Source organism: Streptomyces sp. NP160 (assembly GCF_006335115.1).
Classification (GTDB): domain Bacteria; phylum Actinomycetota; class Actinomycetes; order Actinomycetales; family Quadrisphaeraceae; genus Quadrisphaera.
This window is the reverse complement of record NZ_VDMJ01000050.1, coordinates 64175-85126: the sequence shown is the minus strand read 5'-3', so window position 1 is coordinate 85126 and position 20952 is coordinate 64175. Positions and strand designations below refer to the sequence as shown.

Below are 20952 nucleotides of genomic sequence, written 5' to 3'. Positions count from 1 at the left end.
CGGCGGGGCGGCCGTCCCCGCGGCTCAGCGGGAGCGGCTGGGCTCCGCCCGGCGCAGCAGCAGCCGCGCCACGAGCAGCGCCGCGGCGGCGATCACCACCGCCGCGCCGAGCGCCAGCCACCAGTCGCCCGGCGAGGTGGCCCACAGCGGGTCCACCAGGTCCATGCCCGGCACCAGCGCCGGCAGGTCCACCGTCCCCGCGGCCATGTTGAAGCCCCACCGCGCGGGCACCAGCCACGCCAGCTGCTCCAGCGCGAAGCGCCCGTCCACGGGGAACAGCGCGCCCGTGAACACCAGCTGCGCCATCACCAGCAGCACCATGAGCGGCATCGCCTGGTCCGCGGTGCTGGCGGCCGCGGAGATGGCCAGCCCCAGGCACGCTGACGCGACGGCCACGACGGCCACGGCCAGCACCACCTCGGGGAACGCCCACGGCAGCACCACCCCGGACGCGGGCAGGTCGCGGCCCACCAGCGCCAGCACCACCAGGGCCACCGACTGCACCACCACCACGGTGCCCAGCACCAGCGCCTTGGACGCCAGGTACGCCACCGGTGACAGGCCGATGGCGCGCTCGCGCCGGTAGATCGGCCGCTCCTCCACCACCTCGCGCACGGACACCGCCGCACCGATGAGCGCACCGGACAGCACGAGGATCATGAGCAGCGTCACGGTCTCGGTGTTGAGCCGCGGCACCTCGCCGGGCCCGGGCACCGGTGGCGGGAGCAGCCCCAGCGGCGTCGGAGCGATCCGCGCCAGCACGGCCAGCGCCAGCGGCAGACCCACCAGCAGCGCCACGTACTGCCGGTCGGCGGCGATGACGGCGAGGTAGCGCCGCACGAGCACCGCCGTCTGCTTCCACACCGGCTGCCTCTTGGGCGGAGCACCCCACGCGCCCCCGGCGGCACCGGTGGCACCGGTGGCACCGTCGGCCCGCACCGCCGGCACGGCGGACGTCGACGGCGCCGCCGCGTCGTCGGCGTTCGGCCGGAAGCGCTCCTTCCACGTGCGCCCCTCGTCGTCCCGCGGCGAGCTGGACAGCGCCAGGAACACGTCGGAGTGGTCGGGCAGCCCGAAGTGGGCCAGCAGCCCGTCGGGCGGCCCGAAGTAGGCCACCGACCCACCGGGCGCGAGCAGGAGCACCCGGTCGCAGACCTCCAGGTTGGCGGTGGAGTGGGTGACGACGACGACGGTGCGGCCGTCGTCCGCCAGCCCGCGCAGCGTCCGCATGACCGACTTGTCCAGCCCGGGGTCCAGCCCGGAGGTCGGCTCGTCGAGGAACAGCAGCGACGGCTTGGTGAGCAGCTCCAGGGCCACCGAGGTGCGCTTGCGCTGCCCGCCGGACAGCTTCTCCACCGCCAGGTCGGCCTGGGCCACCAGCCCCAGCTCGGCGATGACCTCCTCGACGCGGTGCGCGCGCTCGTCCGCGGAGGTGTCGGCGGGGAAGCGCAGCTGCGCGGCGTACGTGAGCGCGGTGCGCACCGTCAGCCGGGTGTGCAGCACGTCGTCCTGGGGCACCAGCCCGATGCGGTGCCGCAGGTCGGCGTAGTCGCGGTACAGGTCGCGCCCGTCGTACAGCACCTCGCCGCGCTGGGCGGGGCGGAAGCCGGTGAGGGCGCCCAGCAGCGTCGACTTGCCCGCGCCCGAGGGCCCGACCACGGCGAGCAGCGACTTCTCCTCCAGCGAGAACGAGACGCCGTCGAGCAGCACCCTGCGGGCCCCCCTGGGCGCGTCCCGCCCGGGCGCGGGCGCGCTGACCTCCAGGCCCCTGGCCTCGAAGGAGACCCGCCCGTCGTCGACGTGCTCGTGGAGGTCCCCACCGCGCAGCACGAAGCGCGTGCGGCCCAGCGACAGCAGACCGCCCTCCGGCAGCACGGTGCTGGCACCGCGCGGCACGGGCGCCCCGTCGACGAAGGTGCCGTTGGCGCTGCCGAGGTCGCGGACCAGGTACCCGCTGGCGCCGGGGGCGGTGTCGGGCACCAGCTCGGCGTGGTGGCGGCTGACCAGCAGGTCGGGCACGACGATGGTGTTGTCGGTCGCGCGCCCGATGGTCACCACCACCGTGCTGGGGGAGTGCACGGCCGTCGGCGGCCGGAACACCGCGGAGGCCCCCCAGCGCCACCGGTCCCCGCCGTCGGAGGGCGCCGGCGGGGCGGGCGGGGCGGCCGGTGCCGGGCGCGGCGACCCCAGCAGCTGCAGGGGCGGGCCGCTGTCGGGGTCTCCCAGGCGGACCTCGAGGTCGCCCTCGACCAGCACGCGGCTGACCCGCTCGCCGCGCAGGTAGGTGCCGTTGCGGCTGGCCAGGTCGGACAGGCACCAGCCCTGCTCGGTCAGCTCGAGCAGGGCGTGGTCGCGCGAGACCAGGGGGTGGTCGACGGGCACGTCGCTGGCGGCCGTGCGTCCCACGGTGAGGCGCCGGCCGACAGCGGCGTCGGCCGGCTCGGACCAGGTGCGGCCGTCCTGGCGGACCAGGAGGGCGCGCGCCACCGGGGTGCTGTCCACGGTGCTGCCCCCTCCCGAGGTGCGGCGCCCGCTCTGCTGCAGGCGCCGCCGACGCTACCGCTGCTCCCCGTCCGGGCGGGACCGGCTCGGACGGGTCTAGCCCGCCACCTCGCGCAGCGAGCGGACCTCCACCGCCGGAGCGCTGGAGCCGCACCGCTGCGCGGGTCTGAGCAGGCCGAGCTCCTCGGCCAGCACGCGCAGGTCTACCTTGGTGCTGACCGCCATTCCGCGGGCGGCGAGCTTGGCCCGCAGCCGCTTGAGGTACTCCTTCGCGGTGCCGACCGTGATGCCCATCCGCCGGGCGACCGTCTTCACGGGCAGGTCCGCCCCGTAGAGGCGCAGCACCTCCTGCTCCTGCCGCGAGAGCAGGCCGCGGACCTCGCGCACGCGCGACCCGGCGGCCCTGACGGACGCCGTCGTGCACGCCTCGCCGGCGCTGGCGGCGCGCACGGCGCGCCGCAGCTCCGCGACGGGCTCCCACGCCCCGACCGCTGCGGTGGCGCCGTTCGCCAGCGCCTCCTCGGCCAGGCCGAGGGTCCCCGCGCCGACCAGCAGCACCAGGTGGTGGTCCCGCGCCAGCCGCGCGAGCTCGTCGGCCGTGGGCGCGCAGCCGGCGCAGCTGAGGTCGGCGAGGACCGCCCCCCGCGGGGTGGACGCGGTCAGGCGGGAGACCTGGTGGCTCCCGGCCAGCGCGCCGCACAGACCCAGGAGGCCGAGCGGGTGCCCGCCGACCACGGAGAGCTGCTGCACCGCTCCTGTCACGGGCGGTCTGCCCACCACCGCCGGCGCCTCCTGTCCACCCAGGCGGACCATCAGCCGCCGCTCCGCCTGGGCCGTGCTCCGGCCGCCTCTGTCCTCGTGCACGTGCTTCCCCCTGGTGTTGCGCCCTGGCTCGGGCAGTGAGATCGTGCGCGACCCCGCGACACCAGGGCCAGGCCCGGCCCCGACTTCCACGAGCGCTCGAGGAGGTCTCCTGGCCCTTCTGGGGCGGCGCGCAGCCGGCTCCCGCGCCAGGGTGTGCACCCGTCCCGAGCAGCGGGAGGACGGCGTGAGGGTGGGGCTGAGCGGTGGTGGAGCACTCGCATGAGGAGGGCCTGGCCCTCGTGCTGGCCCGTCTGACCGACCCGGCCACCTCCACCCGGCGCACCGAGCAGGCGCGCCTGCGCCTGGCCGCCGACCCGGTCACCGCAGCCCTGCTCGAGGCCGGTGTGCTCGTGCTCCAGCGGGAGCTCGGGACCTTCGTGCCCTCCGACGACGAGGGCGACGAGGGCGACGAGGGCGACGAGGGGAAGCAGGACGACGACGGCGCGCGCAGGTCGGTCCGCTTCTTCGAGCTGCTCTCCGCCAACCGCGTGTGCGCCGCCGCCACCGCCGTCGGACCGCTGCGCGTGACGGCGAGCCACCTGCGCGACCGCTGGAGCCGCCAGCGCGACTACGGCGAGGACCTGCTCGCGCACGTGCTGTGGCGCCGCCACTGGGACGACCTGCTCGACCAGCGGCTGCGCCACCTCGCGCCGCCGTCGTCGGTGGCGGAGCTGCCGGCGGTGGGGGAGGCGCTGGCCCGGGCCCACCTGCTCACCGCGGGGCTGCCCGTGAGCACCCGCCTGGAGGTGGTGGCCTCGGCGCTGGCGTCGGAGCACCCGTCGCTGCGGCGCTCGCGCGAGGCGCACTACCGGGCGGGCGCCGTGCGCTGGGGCGAGGTGTGGACGCGCTGCTTCGAGGGGGTGGGGCACCGGCTGCGGGAGGGGGTCGACCTGCACCGGACCAGCTCGGCGCTGTCCGCCATGGCCGAGGGGGCCAACCTGCGCCTGCTCGCGACGGGAGAGGTCGCCGAGCGCGTGGAGGAGTCGGTGCGCCTGCTCGTGACCGGCGGCATGGCGCTGGCCCGCCGCAGCTTCGAGCCGGACCCCCACGGCGGTCCGGGGCCCCAGCGCTCCGAGGCGGCCGCTGCGCGGCCGCCCTGGCCCGGGCCGGGCTCCGGGGACGTCGCCGACGTGCTGGTGCACCTCACCGACCCCGTCACCGGCACGCGGCGCACCTCGGCGGCGAGGCACCGCCTGGCCCACGACGAGATCACCGCGCAGCTGGTGGACGGGGGCACCGGCGTGCTCGGCCAGGAGCTGGGCGTGGCCGCCAGCGGCCCTGGCAGCCGGGTCAGCGCGGCGCTGGCGGAGCAGTCCCGCTTCTTCGGACTGCTGTCGGCGGCGGCCGTGGAGGCCGCGGGACGCTCCCTGCCGGCGGGCTCGCCCCGGCCGACCGCCGCGCAGCTGCGCGACCGCTGGCGCACCCAGGACGACTACGTCGAGGACCTCCTCGCCTACGCCGCCCACCGGGTGCGCAGGGTGCGCCGGGGGGTGGTGGAGCGCATCCGCGCTGCGGCCCTGCAGCCCTTCGCCGACGGCTCGCGCGGGTGGGACCGGCTCGAGGCGTCGCTCGAGGCCGCCGCCGCGAGCGTGCTGGAGGAGGTGGACACCGAGGGCCACGACAGGCTGCGCCTCCTCCTGACCGCCCTGGCGGCGGCCCGCCCGGCCGTCGGGCGGCGCTTGGGTGAGCTGGGGGCGCAGGAGGAGGCCAGCGTCGTCGCGCTGGTCAGCGAGCTCCTGGCGCGCGCGGACCTGGTGCTGCGCGACGACGTGGCCGTCGAGGACCTGGGGCGCGCGCTGGTGGCCCTGCGCGACGGGGTGGTGCTGCGCTCGCTCGCCACCGGCCAGCGCGGTGACGAGGAGGCGAGCGCGGTGCCGCCCCTCGGCCGCGCCGCTGTGGAGGTGGTCGGCGGGTGCATCGCCGACGCTGAGGTGCCGGCCCTGCGCGGGGACCCCCGGCGCGGGGAGGCGTCGACGCGCGGTCAGGGCCGGCGCCGCTCCACGTCCTGAGCGTGGGGGCGCCGCGCCGCAGGTCACAGGCTGGTCTCGCCGGCGGGTCCGGTGCCGCGCAGAGCTGCACCATGGACGGGTGCGCCGACTGCTCGAGCCCGGGACGTCCACCCGGCGCACGGCCGCGGCGCGCCAGCGGCTGGCCGACCACCCGCTGACCCGGGAGCTGCTCGACGCCGGGCTGCGCCTTCTGCTGGACCACCCCGGCACCGCCCGCGACTCCGGGGGCCAGGTCGGCGACGTCGCCCTCGCCGACCTGCCCTCCCGCTTCTTCGACGTGCTCTCCGCGGCGCGGGTCAGCGCCGCTGCCACGCGCCGGGGGCCGCTGCGGGTCACCCCGGCGCACCTGCGCGACCGGTGGCCGCGGCGGGGGGCGTTCGCCGAGGACCTCCTGGCGTACGGGCTGTCGGAGCTCCACTGGGCCTCGGTCCGCCGCGCCGGTGACCGCGCGGTCACCGGCGGCGCCCCCGGCCTGTGGGCCGGGCCGGACGCGGTGGCGAAGGACCTCGCCGAGCGGAACGTGCACTCCGGGCGCTCTGCCGCCCTGCACCGGATGCAGCTGCTCGCAGCGGCGCTGGCTCCGGGGTGCCCTCCGCTGCGCGACGCCCTGGCGGCGGCGCGCGACCGCTTCGAGCAGGCCTCCGCCCAGGCCCTGCCCGTCGTGCTCGCCCGCGCCGGCCTCGAGCCGCGGCCGGGGACGGACGCGCGCGAGCTGGTCCCCGCGCTCGCCCTGCTCACGGAGGGGGCCAACCTGCGGCTCATCGCCGACGGCGGTGACGAGCGCGCCCGCTCCGACGCCCTCGACGTGGTCGGCAGGGGTGGCCTGCACCTCGCCTCGGCGTTCTTCGGCCCGGCGGCCGCGCCCCACGACGACGACGGCAGCGGCCCCGGCCTCCCCGGCGCCCCTGCCGCACCGGGGCCGCCGGACCTCGCGGAGGTGCTGACCCGCATCACCGACCCCGCCTCGGGCACCCGCCGCACCGAGGAGGGGCGGCGCCGCCTCGCCCAGGACGACGTCACGCGCCAGCTGCTCGAGGGCGGGATCGCCGTGCTCGCCGAGGAGTTCGGCCTCACCGCCCCGGGCCGGGGCTCGCCGGGGCGCGCCTTCGACGGGCTGTCTGCCGCCCGCGTCGTCGCGGAGGCCCGCGCCGCCGGAGGCGCCGGCGCCCAGGCCACCGTCGCCCGGCTGCGGGACCGGTGGCCGGTGCAGGAGCACTACGTCGACGACCTCGTCCTCCACGCCCTCGCCCAGCACCGCCCGGCGGCCGACGCCCTGCTGGAGCAGGCGGGCCCGGCCGCCCAGCGCGGTGCAGCGCTGGATGCCGCCGTCGGGCGCGCCACGGCCGCTCGCCTGGCCGGGCTCGAGACCCGCCGCGACGCCCGCCTCAAGGTGCTGGTGCTGGTGCTGGGACGCTCCCGCCACGGCGTCACGGACGCCCTCGCCGAGCTGTACGCCCTCGAGCACCGCCGGCTCCGCGCCCTGCTCGAGGCGCAGTTCGCGGCGCGCGGGGCGGGCCTGCGCGAGGGCGTGACCCTCGACGACCTGACCCGCTGGGCCCTCGCCCTGGACGACGGCGCCCTGGTGCGGAGCCTCACCACCGACCCCGCCTCCGAGGCGCACGCCGGCGGTGGTCCGCTCCTGGCCAGGACGGTGACGGCCCTGGCGCTGGCGTGCACGGTCCACCCCGGCGAGGGCGAGGGCGGGGGCGAGGAGGGCTGAGGGGCGGCCGGTCCGCGGACGGCCAGCGGATCAGACGACCAGGCGCTCGCGCCCGCAGCGAGCGCAGTGGTAAGGGGACTCGCCGGCCTCGCGCCGCAGCTCCTCGGGCCACAGCACCCACCGGTGGAGTCCCAGGCGGCAGCACCACGGCATGCCGGGGATGGTGCTCGCTCCGCGCGGTGGTCGCAGCCCGGCACCGGGCTCGACGACCCGGTCGCAGCAGCGGTGGGCCGGGGTCTTTCGGGAAACCACCGGTGCGCGCCCGCACCGGACGTCACGATGGGTCTTCGGATGCCGTCGCCCACCGGAAGGCCTCCCATGTCCGCCGCTGCCCGCGTCACCATCGTCCACGAGCGCTTCACCGAGCACGGTGGTTCGGAGGCGGTGGTGGAGGCGATGGCGCGCCACTGGCGCGACGCTGAGGTCCTGGCGCCGGTCGTCCGCCGCGGCGTGATCGCGGCGGACCTCGAGCACCGCCTGCGCAGCACCCCGCTGTCGCGGCTGCTGCGCGGCAGCACCTACTCCCACCTCCTGCCGGCCCTGCCCGTGGCCATGCGCTCCCTGCGGCTGCCCGCCTCCGACGTCGTCGTCGCCTCCCACCACGCCTTCGCCACGCAGGTGGCCGTGGCCAGCCCCGTCCCGGTGGTGGCCTACGTGCACACGCCCGCGCGGTGGGTGTGGGACGCCGCGCTGCGCTCCAGCGAGGGCCGCGGACCCGGCACCGCCGCCCTGGCGGCGTTCTCGGCGGCGTTCAGGCGGCACGACGTCGCCGCGGCCCAGCGGGTGCACACGCTGCTGGCCAACTCCACGTGCGTGGCCGACCGGATCCGCCGCTGGTGGGGCCGCGAGTCGATCGTGGTGGCCCCGCCGGTCGACACCGCCTTCTACTCGCCCGACCCGCAGGTGCCCCGGGAGGACTTCTTCCTCCTGGCGGGCCGGATGGTGCCCTACAAGCGCCCCGACCTCGCGGTGAAGGCCGCCGCCCGCGCCGGCGTGCGCCTGGTGGTGGCCGGGGAGGGCCGGGCCCGCCACGACGTGGAGGTGGCGGCAGGACCCCGGACCACCTTCCTCGGCCGCGTCAGCGACACCGAGCTGCGCGACCTGTTCCGGCGCTGCCGGGCGCTGCTCATGCCCGGCGTGGAGGACTTCGGCATCGTGCCGGTCGAGGCCATGGCCTGCGGTGCTCCGGTCATCGCCGCCGGTGAGGGCGGCGCCCTCGACACGGTGCTGCCGGGCCGGTCGGGGGTGCTGGTCGACCAGGCCGGGACCGACGGCGAGGTCGACGCCTGGGCCCGGGCGCTGGCCGCCTTCGACGCCTCCGCCTTCGACCCGGTGCGCATCCGCCGCCACGCCGAGGGCTTCTCGCGCGCCAGCTTCGACCGGCGCGTGGGTGCCGTCGTCGAGGCCGTGGCCAGCGGCGCCGCCGTGCCGCGCCCGCGCGGGCAGGCAGCTGACGAGCTGCTGGCCCGCCGCGTCGCCGAGGCGGGCGCCGGCCGGGAGCGCATCGTGCTGCCCGAGACCCCGGCCCAGGTCCGGAGCACCCGCGCCCGCTGACCCCCGCGAGCGCGCTCGCGGGACCCGGCCGGGCTCAGCCCTCGCGCTCGGCGCTGAGCGCCGCGTGCCGCTCCTGCAGGCGCGCCCGCACCTGGTCGGGGGTGAGCTGCTGGCGCCGGCGGGTGTCGCGCGCGACCACCGCGCCGGTGGCGACCACGCCCGCCAGACCCGCCACGCCGAGCAGCTTGAACAGCCGCGCGCGCCGGGAGCCGCGCCCGGCTCGTCGTCGTGATCGAAGTGCTGCCCGGTCCTGCGCGCTCGGTGCCACGGCAGGATCCTGCCGTGGCAGAGGTGGACAGGACAGCGCTCCCGCTCGACGAGGCCGTCGAGCTGACCCGCACCGGAGACCTGTGGCTGTTCCGCGGCCGCAGCCCCGCCGACCACGCCATCCGCGCGCTGACCAACGCCCCGGTGAACCACGTCGGCATGGCGGTGGTGCTCGACGACCTGCCGCCGCTGATGTGGCACGCCGAGCTGGGGCGCGGGCTGGTGGACGTGTGGACCGGCACCCAGCACCGCGGCGTGCAGCTGCACGACCTGCGCGCCGCCGTGGACCAGTGGCGGGGCCGGTACGCGCAGCGGGCGTGGCTGCGCCAGCTGGAGGTGCCCGGTGGGCTGGGCCGGTTCGCGGAGGACGCGCTGCTCCAGGAGGTCGCGCGCAGGGACGGCACGCCGTTCCCGGCGACCGCGGCCCTGGCCGGCCGGTGGCTGCGCGGGCGCGCCCGCGTGCGGGCCAGCGCGGCCACGGCGTACTGCGCGGAGGTGGTCGCGAGCGCCTACCAGGCGATGGGCCTGCTGCCGCGCGACCGGCCCGTCAACGCCTACGACCCGGGGACGTTCTGGAGCGGCGACCGCCTGGAGCTGCTCCGCGGGGCGCGCCTCGGGGCTGAGGTCGCCGTCGGCGAGTAGCGGCACCGGCCACCCCAAGGTGGTACAAATGTGACTCATGGGGCTCATGGGTTGGGTGATGACAGCAGCGACGCCGTCCCCCAGTCCCACGCCCGGTGACGACACCGACTACGGCGGCACCCGCGAGTTCCTCCGGCGCATGCTCGCCGAGGCCTCCCCGACGCCCGGCCCGTTCAGCGGCTTCGCCGGCCCGGCCGGTCGGCTGCTCGGCGTGGTGCTGTTCCTCGTGCTCGTCGTCGCCGTGCTGGGGCTGGCCGTCTCGCTGGTCGCCGCCGTGGGGAGCCTGCGCAAGGGCGGCAGGGCCACCGGCCACCTGCTGTCCGCGGTCGGCTGCGCCCTCGTGATCCTCATCATCGGGACCTTCTCGACCTTCACCCTCGGCTGGTTCGACCTGCTGTCATGAGCCCGGGCCCCACCAGCACCGCCGGCGCAGCCCCGCGGACGGCGGGTGGCCCGGGCGAGCCCGCCGACCCGCACGGTCCGGGCAGCGCCGCCGCGTCGCTGCTGGTGGCGCTGCTGCTGGTGCTCGTGCCCACCGGCGCGGCCGTCGCCTCGGCGGCCCTGCCGCTGCCCGGCCCCTCGGCGGGCACCTCGCAGGCCGAGCAGGTGCCGGTAGGCCCCGGTGACACCATCCCGGTCCCCCCGTCGAGCCCGTCGCCCGCGTTGCCCGCGGACCCGGCCGCCCCCGGCGGCGCGCCGGACCCCGGCTCGACGGCGACGACGACGGCCGCCTGCCCCAGCGGCCTGCTCGGCTGGCTCACCTCGCCGTACGCCGCCGACGACTGCCTCGCCGCCACCCTCTCCCAGTCCGTGGGCTGGCTGTTCTCGTACTCGGTCACCGCCGTGACCACCTACGCGGCGTTCAACCCGCTGCGCGGGAACTACTGGCAGGTCTACCTGTGGCACTGGGCGCTGCTGTCCGCCGTCGCCCTCGTGGTGGCCGTGGTGCGCTGGCTTGTGAGCCTGGTGCTGGAGGGCGCCGTGGAGGGCGTGCGCTCGGCGGGGCGCTCCTCCGCGCTGCTCGCCGTCGGCCTGCCCGCGGCGTTCTCCGTGCCGTTCTTCGTGCTGCTGGTCGACGCGGGCGTGCTCGCGGTCACCGGGGCGTTCGCCGGCGTCTTCGCCGTCCGGGTCACCGAGCTCACCGCGCAGCTGTCCCACGGCCTGCTGCTGGGCGACTCCCCGGGCGCCCTGCTCGCCACGCTGCTGCTGGCGGCGTTCCTCTTCCCGCTGCTGCTCGTGGTGCTCTTCACGTTCGTCCTGCGCCAGATCGCCGTGTACGCGATCCCGGTGTTCGGCCAGTTCGGGCTGCTGCCCGCCATCACCGGTGACGGCGGGCACGCCCTGCGCGGCTACGTCCGCGTGATGGCGGGGACGCTGCTCTTCCCGCTGCAGTTCGTGGACCTGCTGGTCATCGGGGTGTCCTTCATGGACTTCTCCACCTACGGCGAGGGCTTCACCACCCTGCTCTACCTCATCGGCATCGTGCTGTTCGCCCTCGTCGGCGGCTCGCTGCTGTCGCTGCTGTTCGGCACCGCCGCCGGCGGCGCCGCCTACGCCGGGGCCCGCGCCCGGGCGCGCCGCCGGGGCGCGCTGCGCTGGCGCTCGAGCCGCGCCGAGCGCCGGGAGCGGCCCTCGCGCCTGGAGGGCACCCGCCTGGGGGTGCTCGTGGGCGGCCGCTGGGACGCCCGCCGCCGCGACCGCGAGGACCAGCGCGCCGAGCGCGCGGCCCGCCGCTCGCCGGCCAACCCCCTGTACTGGGTCGGCCGCGCCCCCGGCGGCCCCGGCGGCCCCGGCGGCCCCGGCGGCCCCGGCGGCCCCGGCAGCACGGGGGCCACCGGTCCCGCGGCCCGCGAGGACGGCGCCAGCCCGGCACGCACCCACGGCGACCGCGCCCGCGAGCGCCGCGTCCGCCGCGTCGGCGGGTCGTCAGCAGCGTCGTCGCCACCGCCGTCGTCGAGGTCGAGGGGGAGGTCCCGTGGCCCGCGTGCCCAATGACTACGTGGTCGGCGAGCGGTCGGTGACCTACGCCGCCTTCGCCCGCGGCCGCACGGCCCGCGAGGCGCTGCTGCCGTGGTTCTTCGCAGGGGTCCTCGTGCTCAGCGTCCCGCTGGGCGTGCTGGCGCGCAGCCCCGAGCTCATGCTCACCGGCCTGGTGGTGGCCGTGGTGGGCGTCGCGCTGTTCGCGGCGCCGTTCGGGGTGCGCCCGCTGCACCAGCGCCTCCTCGACGTGGTGCGCTGGCGCGGGCTGGACCGCACCGGGGAGCTGCGCTACGCCTCGGCCAGCGGTTTCGCGGGACTGGAGGCGGGCCGGCACGCGCCCGGCCGCCTGCCCGCGGCCTTCGGCACCATCACCTGGCGCGACGTGCCCTTCTCCGACGACGGCGACGCGTGCGTCTTCTTCCAGCCGAGCTCGGCCTCGGGGGGCACGGCCCTCTCCGGCGCCGCGGGAGGCCACTACGGCGTCTGCGTGCAGGTGGACGCCGCGTGGGGCGGCCTCCCCGACGTGCTCCGCCAGGACCGGCTGCGCGGCGAGCTGGGCCGGGCGCTGGGCCAGCTGTCGGACTCCTTCGACCGGGTGGCGATGTACTCGGTGTGCTCGTACAGCGACGGGCCGGACGGCCCTCCCGGACCCGTCGGCCGCGCCGTGCCGAGGTCCTTCCAGGACGTCGCCGACGCCGCCCGCGAGGACGCCGCCTCCCGGCCCCGCTACGAGCACTTCCTCACCCTGTGGGCCACCTCCGGGCCGCAGCTGCGCGCCGCCGCCCGCGCGGGCCGCACCCGCGGCGAGAGCGACCCGCACCTGGCCGCCGCCCGCGTGGTCGCCGACCGCCTGCGCGCCGCGGTGCCGCTGCTGGAGGCGGCGGACGTCACCGTGCGCCGCCCGCTGGACGCCCAGCTGCTGGCCGGGGTGAACCGCGGCCTGCTCGACAGGTCCGTCTCCCTGTGGGACCCCGCGCCCACCGACCCCTCCCGCATGGTCCCCTCCCTCGACGTCCGCCCCACGCACGTCGGGGTGCTGGGCCGCCACGGCGACGGGTTCCTGCGCGGCTACGAGGTCACGGGCTTCAGCGACGAGGCGAAGAGCTCGGTCGACCTCGTGCCGCTGCACACCCTGGGCGCCGCCGTGGGCGGGCGGGTGCTGGAGCACGTCGTCGCCGTCGTCGTCGACCTGCGCGACCGGGTCTCCACGCTCGCCGAGGCCCACCGCCACGACCAGGGGGAGGAGCTGCGCCGCCAGGTCCGCGAGTCCACCTCGCACCTGCGCGCCACCCTGGAGCGCCCCGCCGACGAGCGCCGCCTCAACGTCTCCGCCGCCGGAGGCGGGTGGCACGGCGGCTACGGCGCGGCGTTCTTCGTGCTCAACGCCGCGTCCCTGGAGGACCTCGACGACGACGGCGACGCGCTCGTCGCGGCCGCCCGCGCCTGCGGCGTGCACCTGGCCCCGGTGGCGCCGCGGCGCCAGGACCAGGCGGTGGTGGCCGGCACGCTGCTCGGACGGGGGTTGGCCCGTGTCCTCTGAGGCGCCCGCGAGGGTCCGCCCCGCCCCGGCCCCGGGCGGTCCCGCGACCGGTCCCGCGACCGGGCCGGGAGCGCCCGCCTGGGAGGAGGTGCTGCACGGGCCGCGTCCGGCTGCGCCGGGCCCTGCCGTCCGGGGCCCTGCCGTCCCGCGGCACGCGCGCCGGCGGCCCTCGCCGTCGTCGCTGGTCAGCGCCACCGCCCGCGCGCTCGACGGCGCGTGGGACGGCATCGCCCGCGCCGCCGCCGCCGCGGCCTACCGGCGGCGCGAGCCCGGGGACGGCACGCCGCCGCGCCCGCCCGTGGTGCCCGGGGCGTCGCTGCGGCCCACGCTCGAGGAGGACCGCCGGGCCCGCCGCACCGCCGCCGCGCTGGGCTTCGGCGACTACGCCGCCCCACCGGTGCGCAGCGACCTCTACGGCCTGCAGCCCCTGTTCCCCTACGCCCACGCCCGCGCCTGGGACTCCCCGCGCGGTGTGCTCGTCGGGCACGACGTGCACACCGGCGAGCCCGTCCGCCACAGCGGCCGCGCGTGGTTCGAGCACGGGACGTCGGGCTCCTCCACGCTGGTGCTCGGCTCGAAGTTCGCCGGCAAGAGCGCGCTGCTCAAGAGCTACCTCGTGCGCGCCGTCGCCGAGCACGGCTTCCGCGCGTGGGTCTACGACACCCGCGCCGTCCACCACGTCGAGGACGGCAGCGGCCGGCGGGTCAGCGAGGGCGAGTTCTGCGCCCTCGGGCGCGAGGCCGGGGGCGCGGTGCACCGCTTCGCCGCTGGCGGCCCGCTGCGCCTGAACCTGCTCGACGCCCGCCTGCACGGCGGGGACGGGCACGAGCGCGCCGGCCGCGAGGGCCTGATGAGGGCCGTGCTGCAGTTCCTCGCCGGGCGCCGCCTCACCCCCGGCGAGGGGTTCGCCCTGCGCGTGCAGCTGGACCGCACCCTCGCCTCGCCCGCGCTCGCGGGCCGCCAGGCGACCGTGGTGGACCTGCGCGAGGCGCTGCTGTCCGCCCCCGCCGACCCCGACGAGCCGGTGGCCGGGGCCTCGCTGACCGGCGCCTCGCTGACCGAGGGGGAGCTGCACGCCTGGGGCCGCGACCTCGGCCTGCTGCTCGACCGGCTCGTCTTCGGCGACCTCGCCGGCTTCGTCGACGGGCCCACCTCGCCCGGGCTCGACCTGGACGCCGACGTCGTGGTCTGGGACCTGTCCGGCGTGCAGTCGACCCACCCCGACGTCGTCCCCGTGCTCATGGCCGCGTCGGCGGCGCTCATGCTCACCACGTGGACGGCACCCGGCCGCGCCTGGGGCGTGGTGGTGGTCGACGAGCTGTGGAACGCGGTCCGCGTGCCGGAGCTCGGCGCGGTGGTGCAGGAGGTGGTGAAGAAGGCCCGCACGCTGGGCGTGGAGCTGCTCGGCGCCACGCAGCACCTCACCGACGTGCTCGCCGCGCAGGAGTCGGGCCGCTCGTTCGTGCACGACGCCGACGTCGTCGTCTCCTTCCGGCAGGAGCCCGTCAACGCCCGCGTCTTCGGCGAGCAGCTGGGGTTCAGCGAGGTGGAGGTGGCCGCGCTGGAGGCGCTCGGCGCCCACCAGGCCGTCTGGAAGGTGCCCGGCGAGCCGTCCCGCGCGGTGCAGCACGCGCTGCACGGGGTGGAGCGGCGGCTCACCGACACCGCCCAGCGGCTGCGCTGAGGTGCTGAGCCGCCGGGCGCTGTGGTGGTTCGCCGGCGCCGTCGCCGCGGTGGTCGCTGCCGTGGCGGTGGTGGCGGTGGTGCTCGTGGCCGTGGTGGTGGTGGTCGCGGTGACCGCCGGGCGCAGCGGGGAGCGGTGGCAGGCGCCGGCGTCGTCGTCGGTGGCCGTGGCCGACGGCGGCGTGCCCGACCGGTACCGGGCGGCCTTCGACTACGCGCTCACCCTGTGCCCGCAGCTGCCCGCCCCGGTGCTCGCCGCGCAGATCACGCAGGAGTCGGGCTGGCAGCCGGACGCCGTCAGCTACGCCGGCGCCCGCGGCCTGGGGCAGTTCATGCCCGGCACGTGGACCGAGCACGCCGTGGACGCCAACGGCGGCGGCGCGGTCATCACCGACCCCGCCGACTCCCTCGCGTCGGCAGCCGCCTACGACTGCCACCTGCTCGAGCAGGTCAGCGGGCGCGGGTACCGGGAGGACCCGGTCTCGCTCATGCTCGCCGCGTACAACGCCGGGCCCGGCGCGGTGCAGCGCTACCGCGGGGTGCCGCCGCCGTCGTTCGCCCGCGGGCAGACGCACGACTACGTGCGGGCCATCACCGCCCTGGCCGACCGGCTCACCGTGCCCGCCACCCCCGGCCTCGTGGTGGCCGGGTCCGTGCCGGAGGAGCCGCTGCCGGCGTGGCCGCTCGGCGCCGACGGGGTGGCCCCGAACGCGGAGTTCGCCCGTCGGTGGGTGGACGCGACCTACGGCACCCGCACGCCCGCGACGGCCTGCACCGCGGGCTCCGGGCACACCTGCGACGTCCCCGTCGTGAGCGGCGGCGGAGACGACGGGGCACCGGACGCCGCCGAGGTGCAGCTGGGGTGGGCGGTGGCGAACGGCCTCGTCGGCGCCCACCGCGGCCTCGGGGTGGAGCGGGTGCTGTGGCAGGGCCAGGAGTGGACCGCGGACCGCCCCACCTGGCACCCCACCGGCGACGTCTCCTGCCCGGCCGACGCCGTGCGCGTGACCCTGTCCCGCAGGTGATCTTGGGACGCGAGACCATGACCCCGTGCTCCTGCGCCGGTTGCGAGACCCGGGGACGTCCACGCGACGCACCCCCGAGGCCCGCGAGCGCCTCGTCGAGCACCCCATGACCGCGGCGCTGCTGGACGCCGGGGTGCGCCTGCTGCTCGCCGAGCTCGAGCCCCGGACCCCTGCGGCGCCCGCCCGGTTCTTCGGGTGCCTGTCCGCCGCGCGCGTCTGCGCGGCCGCCACGCGGGTGGGTCCGCTGCGGGTGACGGCGGCGCACCTGCGGGACCGGTGGCCGCGCCAGGACGACTTCGTCGAGGACCTCCTGAGCTACGCCCTCTGGTTCGAGCACCACTTCGCCGGAGCCATCGCCCAGGCCGCCGAGCTGCCGCGGCTGCTCCCGGAGGGCGCGTCGCTGCAGGAGGCGGTCGCCGTCCTGCTCCGCAGCGAGCTCCACACGCTCGCGGAGCCGGTCACCTCGCGGATGGAGGTGCTCTCCTGCGCCCTGGCGGCGTCGCAGCCGTGGCTGCGGGAGGCTCAGCAGCGCAACTACGCCGTCTACGACGCCGCGTGGGACACCGCGCTCAGCGGCGTGCTGCGGCGCTGCGGCCGGCGCCTGGTCGACGGGACGCCCCGGGAAGACCTGGCCCGCGCCGTCGGGAGCCTGGGGGAGGGGGTGTCGCTGCGGCTCCTGGCCCACGGCGAGCGCCCCGAGGAGCAGCGACTCGCCGACGACGACTTCGCCCGCGGCTGCCTCGCCCTGCTCCGCAGCTGGACCGCACCCCTGGCTGCCGGGGAGGACGACGACCGCCGGCCGGGGCCCGCGCTGCCCGCGCCGCCGCCGCGCACGCGGGTGGCCGACGTGCTCCCGCGCCTCGCAGACCCCACCTGCGGCACGCGGGCCACACCGGCGGCGCAGCGCCGCCTCGCCGAGGACCCGATCACCTCCCAGCTGCTCGACGGGGCGCTGCTCGTGCTGGCCGAGGAGTTCGGCGTGGGCCCGGGCGCGGCCTGCGGCCCGGGCTGCACCGACTGCTGGACGCCCACCCCGGACGCGGCGCCGCGCTTCTTCGCGTCCGTCTCGGCGGCGCGGGTGGTCGCCGAGGCGCGCCGCGCCGGCCACCCCGCCACCGCCGCGCAGCTGCGGGACCGGTGGGCGCTCCAGGAGCACTACGTCGACGACCTCGTCGGCCACGCCCTCGCGCAGGTGGGCCTGCTGTACCGGACCGCCGGCCGCTCCACCGGCGGGCCGTCGTCGCCGGACGAGATGCAGCGCGACCAGCAGGAGGTGCACGGACGCCTGCGCCGGCCCGACGGCAGCGCCGACTTCCGCCTGCGGCTGCTGCTGACCACGGTGGCGGCCCGCGCGAGCATCGTCGACGACTTCGCCGAGCAGCACCGCCTCGCCGACGACGCGGTGCTGGCCCACGCCGGGGGCGCCCTGGCCGCGACGGGGCGCCGCTGGGCCGACGACGTCGACCCGCGCGACGCCGCCAGGACCATCCTCGCCGTCACCCACGGCGAGGTCATGCGCGTGCTCGCCACCGGTGACGACGGCGTCCTCGGCGGCCAGCCGGCGCTGGCCCGCGGCACCACCGCCGTCCTGACGGGCCTGCTCGCCCCCTGACCCCCCTTGCCCGCACTCTCCGCGGGACGTGCGCCTCCTGCGGCGCGAGTGCCGCACGTTCCGCGGAAAGTGCGGGGGGCGAACGTCACCCCCACGGGGTACGCCGTCCGCCGAGGTCACGGGCGCCCGCCGCCCTACGATCCGCTGTGGCCACGACGGGGCGGCACCTCCGGGGCGAGCCCGCCCACGACGGGCAGCGGGCGCCCGACGCCCCCTGGGCGCAGCGCGTGGCCCGCTCCCTGGCCGCGATGGGCATGCGCCGCGAGGACCTCGCCCGCGCCCTCACCGACCCCGACGACCCGTCCCGCCACGTCGGCGTGTCCACGCTGCGCACCTGGATGAAGGGCACCACGGAGCCGCCGCGCGAGCGCGTCTCGCAGATCGCCCGGCTGCTGGAGATCGACGAGGCGCTCCTGTACGGAGACCTCGGCTGGCTCGACGTCCACCAGCTGACCACCGCCCGCGACGGCATCGGCTCGGCCGTGCGGGCCCTGGAGCTGCTGCACAGCCCAGCCGGTGACCTGCAGTCCGGGGCGCACCAGCTCGTCTCGCGCGCCCTCGAGCTCGGCCACGACGTCTTCTGCTGGACCCGCACCTGGACCCCCGCCGCCCCCGCCGACGGCGACCCGCAGCCCGCACCCGTGCCGCTGCGCCACTACGTCGGCGTCACCGCGGACCGCGCCGCGCAGCGCACCGGCTGGATGCGGCCCACCCGTCCCGCGGACGGCGAGCGCCGCGACCGCTTCGAGTGCCAGCAGGACCTCACCGAGGCCTACGACACCGCGATGCGCCTGGCCCCCGCCCTCGTCGAGGACCGCCCCCTGGAGCTGGCGCTGTGCCAGGAGCGCCACCCCGCGCAGCTGTGGCTGTGGGTGCCGCTGCTGCTCGCCGGTCACCCGCCGCGCTGGCCGGCGGACGCGCGGCTGGAGCACCTGCGCCGGCGGCACGACGTCGTCGTCGTCGTCGGACCGCGGGGCAGCGGGCCCGACGCGGTGGGGGCGTGGCTGGCCCGGGACGCAGGGTTCGGCTTCCTCAGCACGGCGATGGAGGCGCAGCGGGTGTACGGCCGCAGCTTCCCGCCCACCGAGCGGCAGCGGTTCCTCCACGCGCGGCAGGCCCTGTGGGTCGGCACCGCGGCGCTGCGCCCGGACCGCTGGCACGGGCACGTGGTGGCGCACTCCCCGGCGCAGTCAGCGCACGACCTCGTGCACGACGTGCACGTGAAGTCGCCCGGCAGCCGGGTCCTGGTCGTGCACCTGCGCGCCGACGGCGAGCTGGGGGAGTTCCTGGCCGACCACTTCCCGCACGACGCCGACTCCCAGGTCGAGCACCCCGGGGAGCGCACCCGCCCCAAGTGGGCCCTCAACCGCGACAGCGTGGACGAGGCGGTCGCCGAGGTCCGCCGCGCCACGGCCGGCGGGACCCGCAGACCGGCTGGGGCCGCGTCGGTGGAGGTGGTGGAGGTCCGGCTGGACCTGTCGGTGCTGACCGAGCTGGCCCGCACGCGCGCCGCGCGGCGTGCCACTCCCAGCGACGACCTGCTCGACCTGCACCACCGCACCTACCTGCGGCTGCACGAGGAGCTGGTCGCGAGGGTGACGCCCTGACCGCCAGCCCGCCTGGCGGTGGAGGGGGCCGTCTCGCGTGGCCCTGCACCGATGCGCGGTGCGAGCCTCCTGTCGATCACACCGATCGCTCGCCCGCTGCGAGGGGGGATCCTGTGGAGCACGCCGCCGACACCGACCTCACCGTCGTGCACCTGCGACGGCAGACCGCCACCGTGCTGGACGACCGCCCGCTCGTCGCCCTGGGCCTGCAGGCCGCGCTGGCCGAGGTGCCCGACGCCGCGGGCGTGGTGGTGGTCGGGCAGGTGCCCCGGCCGGTGGAGGCCGTCTCGGCTGCCGCGGCGCGCGGGCAGCACGTGGTGGTGGTGCTCGACGACGTCGAGAGCCCCGGGCAGGCGGCCGCCGCGCTGGACGCCGGAGCCCGCGGCGTGGCCCTGGGCGGCGGGTCCGTGGCCGAGCTGGTGCACGTGGTGCGGTGCGCGGTCCGCGGGCGGGTCGCGGTGGCGCCGGCCGTGGCGGAGCGGCTCGAGGAGCTGCGGGAGCTGCGGTCGGTGTTCACCGCCCGCGAGCTGGAGGTGCTCGCCCTGTACGCGACGGGGCTGCCGGCCAAGTCGGTGGCGCGGCGGATGGGCGTGGGCCTGGAGACGGTGAAGACGTACGTGAAGCGGCTGCGCGCCAGGGCCGAGCCGCTGGGCATCGCCACCACCACGCGCCTGGACCTCGTGGACCTGGCCCGCCGCCTGGACCTCCTCTAGCCCCTCACCCCGTCCGTGATCATGGGCGATCGGCCACCGCGACCACGGTCATCGTCGGCCGGTGCCGCGTGCCGGACCCGTCCTCGCTGGTCAGCACGCTGAAGCTGGTGACCGTCCCCACCGACGGGGTGGCCAGCACGTGGTCGATCGGCATGGCCAGCAGCGTCGGCAGGTGCGTCGACCAGGTCCCCACCCCGGCGTCCTGCTGCTGGGTGGCGGCGTCGAGGCAGCGACCCAGGCGCGCGCCGCCGAAGTCGTCGGTGCTCGCGTTGAAGTCGCCCGCCACCAGCACCGGCGTCCCGGCGGAGCACTGCGCCGCCACCCAGTCGACGTCGCGGTCCCACCCCGCCAGCCGCGCGCCCACCGGCCACGGCGCGTGCAGCGCGAGCACCGTGGGCAGCGAGGCCGTGTCGGGCCGCAGCTCCACGGTCTTCACCGGGTCCGGCCCGGGCAGCGTCGCGTAGTGCCGGGCCAGCTGCGGCGCCATCCACACCGCCACCTGCGTGGTGGAGGTGTGCCGGTCGACGCGCACGAGCGGGTCGCCGGCTGCGGCGAACGCCTGCCGGTAGGTGCTGCCGGAGGCCGGTGCCACCTCGGGCAGGACGACGACGTCGGCGTCCTGCGCGGCGGCCAGCTCCGCCACGACGTCAGGCGTGGTCAGGTCGGTGTTGGTGTTCCACTCGAGGAGGCGCAGCTGCCCGGCCGCGGGCGCGGCCACCGGCTCGCCCACCACCCCGCGCGCGAGCACCACCGGCAGGTGCAGGGCCGTGGCCAGGGCGAGCGCCACGGCCACCGGCACTCCCGCCTGCGGGCGCCAGGTCCGTCGGCACAGTCCCACCAGGGCGACGACGAGCGCCACCGCGAACGCCGCCCCCAGCGCTGCGCGCGCCGGCAGCGCAGCGGCGATGACGTGCCACCGCTCGACCCCCATCAGCGGCGCGGCGAAGAGCACCGCCGCGAAGACCGCGACGACCGCCGAGCACGCCCACGCCCAGGTCACCGGTCTCCGCGGTCTCCGCACGCGGTGATCGTCTGCGGCCCGCCTGAGCGTGGCCTGGGCGGTCGACCGTCCGGACGACGGCCTGCTGGCCACCGGCCACCGCCGACACCCGCGGCGAGCGGGGCAGGGCAGGTGCGCAACCAGACCGTCGTGGCGTCCTCGGCGGCGCTCGTCGTGGTGGGCCTGGACCCGGGGACGGCGATCGACAGGCCCGCGTCCGGGAGGGACGTCGAG

At 77.7% G+C, this 20952-nt stretch carries 16 protein-coding genes; 12 read left to right on the top strand and 4 right to left on the bottom strand.

Going from position 1 to position 20952, the window contains the following annotated elements; translation table 11 throughout:
* Positions 1-24 precede the first annotated feature (24 nt).
* Together FHN55_RS20940 and FHN55_RS20935 are read right to left on the bottom strand one after the other, a co-directional pair.
* On the bottom strand, positions 25-2502 hold the full coding sequence (locus FHN55_RS20940; protein WP_139714345.1) for an FHA domain-containing protein: 2478 nt from the start codon (positions 2500-2502) through the stop codon (positions 25-27).
* A 96-nt stretch (positions 2503-2598) separates the two neighbouring features.
* Positions 2599-3366, bottom strand: coding sequence for a LuxR C-terminal-related transcriptional regulator (locus FHN55_RS20935; protein ID WP_139714344.1), 768 nt, complete (start codon positions 3364-3366; stop codon positions 2599-2601).
* A gap of 206 nt (positions 3367-3572) precedes the next feature.
* On the opposite strand from FHN55_RS20935, the gene FHN55_RS20930 reads away from it, so the two are divergent.
* The 3 genes from FHN55_RS20930 (at position 3573) to FHN55_RS20920 (ending at position 8649) form a co-directional block, all read left to right on the top strand.
* Complete coding sequence (locus tag FHN55_RS20930) at positions 3573-5375, top strand: hypothetical protein (RefSeq protein WP_139714343.1); 1803 nt, start codon at positions 3573-3575, stop codon at positions 5373-5375.
* A 79-nt stretch (positions 5376-5454) separates the two neighbouring features.
* Positions 5455-7095, top strand: a complete 1641-nt coding sequence (locus tag FHN55_RS20925; protein ID WP_139714342.1) for a hypothetical protein — start codon at positions 5455-5457, stop codon at positions 7093-7095.
* Positions 7096-7413: 318 nt separating this feature from the next.
* On the top strand, positions 7414-8649 hold the full coding sequence (locus tag FHN55_RS20920) for a glycosyltransferase (RefSeq protein ID WP_139714341.1): 1236 nt from the start codon (positions 7414-7416) through the stop codon (positions 8647-8649).
* Positions 8650-8683: 34 nt separating this feature from the next.
* On the opposite strand, the gene FHN55_RS20915 is transcribed toward FHN55_RS20920, so the two are convergent.
* A complete protein-coding gene (locus FHN55_RS20915; protein ID WP_139714340.1) occupies positions 8684-8917 on the bottom strand; it encodes a hypothetical protein in 234 nt (77 codons plus the stop codon).
* A gap of 14 nt (positions 8918-8931) precedes the next feature.
* Here FHN55_RS20915 and FHN55_RS20910 point away from each other — a divergent pair, with 14 nt between their 5' ends.
* From FHN55_RS20910 to FHN55_RS20870, 9 genes are all read left to right on the top strand, one after another.
* Entirely contained in the window at positions 8932-9558 is a 627-nt protein-coding gene (locus FHN55_RS20910; RefSeq protein ID WP_218974888.1) for a hypothetical protein, read from the top strand.
* Between the two features lie 58 nt (positions 9559-9616).
* Positions 9617-9961, top strand: coding sequence for a hypothetical protein (locus FHN55_RS20905; protein WP_139714339.1), 345 nt, complete (start codon positions 9617-9619; stop codon positions 9959-9961).
* Positions 9958-11553, top strand: coding sequence for a hypothetical protein (locus FHN55_RS20900; protein ID WP_139714338.1), 1596 nt, complete (start codon positions 9958-9960; stop codon positions 11551-11553). The genes FHN55_RS20905 and FHN55_RS20900 overlap by 4 nt, the downstream gene beginning before the upstream one ends.
* Positions 11543-13078, top strand: a complete 1536-nt coding sequence (locus FHN55_RS20895) for a hypothetical protein (RefSeq protein WP_139714337.1) — start codon at positions 11543-11545, stop codon at positions 13076-13078. The genes FHN55_RS20900 and FHN55_RS20895 overlap by 11 nt, the downstream gene beginning before the upstream one ends.
* Positions 13068-14762, top strand: a complete 1695-nt coding sequence (locus tag FHN55_RS20890; protein ID WP_139714336.1) for a hypothetical protein — start codon at positions 13068-13070, stop codon at positions 14760-14762. The genes FHN55_RS20895 and FHN55_RS20890 overlap by 11 nt, the downstream gene beginning before the upstream one ends.
* A 1-nt stretch (position 14763) precedes the next feature.
* Positions 14764-15786 carry a lytic transglycosylase domain-containing protein gene (locus FHN55_RS20885; RefSeq protein ID WP_139714335.1) on the top strand — a complete coding sequence of 341 codons (1023 nt, stop codon included), beginning with the start codon at positions 14764-14766 and terminating at the stop codon, positions 15784-15786.
* Between the two features lie 25 nt (positions 15787-15811).
* Positions 15812-17398, top strand: a complete 1587-nt coding sequence (locus FHN55_RS20880; protein ID WP_139714334.1) for a hypothetical protein — start codon at positions 15812-15814, stop codon at positions 17396-17398.
* 146 nt (positions 17399-17544) lie between these two features.
* On the top strand, positions 17545-19005 hold the full coding sequence (locus FHN55_RS22965; protein WP_180357991.1) for a helix-turn-helix transcriptional regulator: 1461 nt from the start codon (positions 17545-17547) through the stop codon (positions 19003-19005).
* A 113-nt stretch (positions 19006-19118) separates the two neighbouring features.
* Positions 19119-19718 carry a LuxR C-terminal-related transcriptional regulator gene (locus FHN55_RS20870; protein ID WP_139714333.1) on the top strand — a complete coding sequence of 200 codons (600 nt, stop codon included), beginning with the start codon at positions 19119-19121 and terminating at the stop codon, positions 19716-19718.
* A gap of 19 nt (positions 19719-19737) precedes the next feature.
* Here the strand turns inward: FHN55_RS20870 and FHN55_RS20865 are convergent, their stop codons facing one another.
* Entirely contained in the window at positions 19738-20739 is a 1002-nt protein-coding gene (locus tag FHN55_RS20865; protein ID WP_139714332.1) for an endonuclease/exonuclease/phosphatase family protein, read from the bottom strand.
* Between the last annotated feature and the right edge of the window lie 213 nt (positions 20740-20952).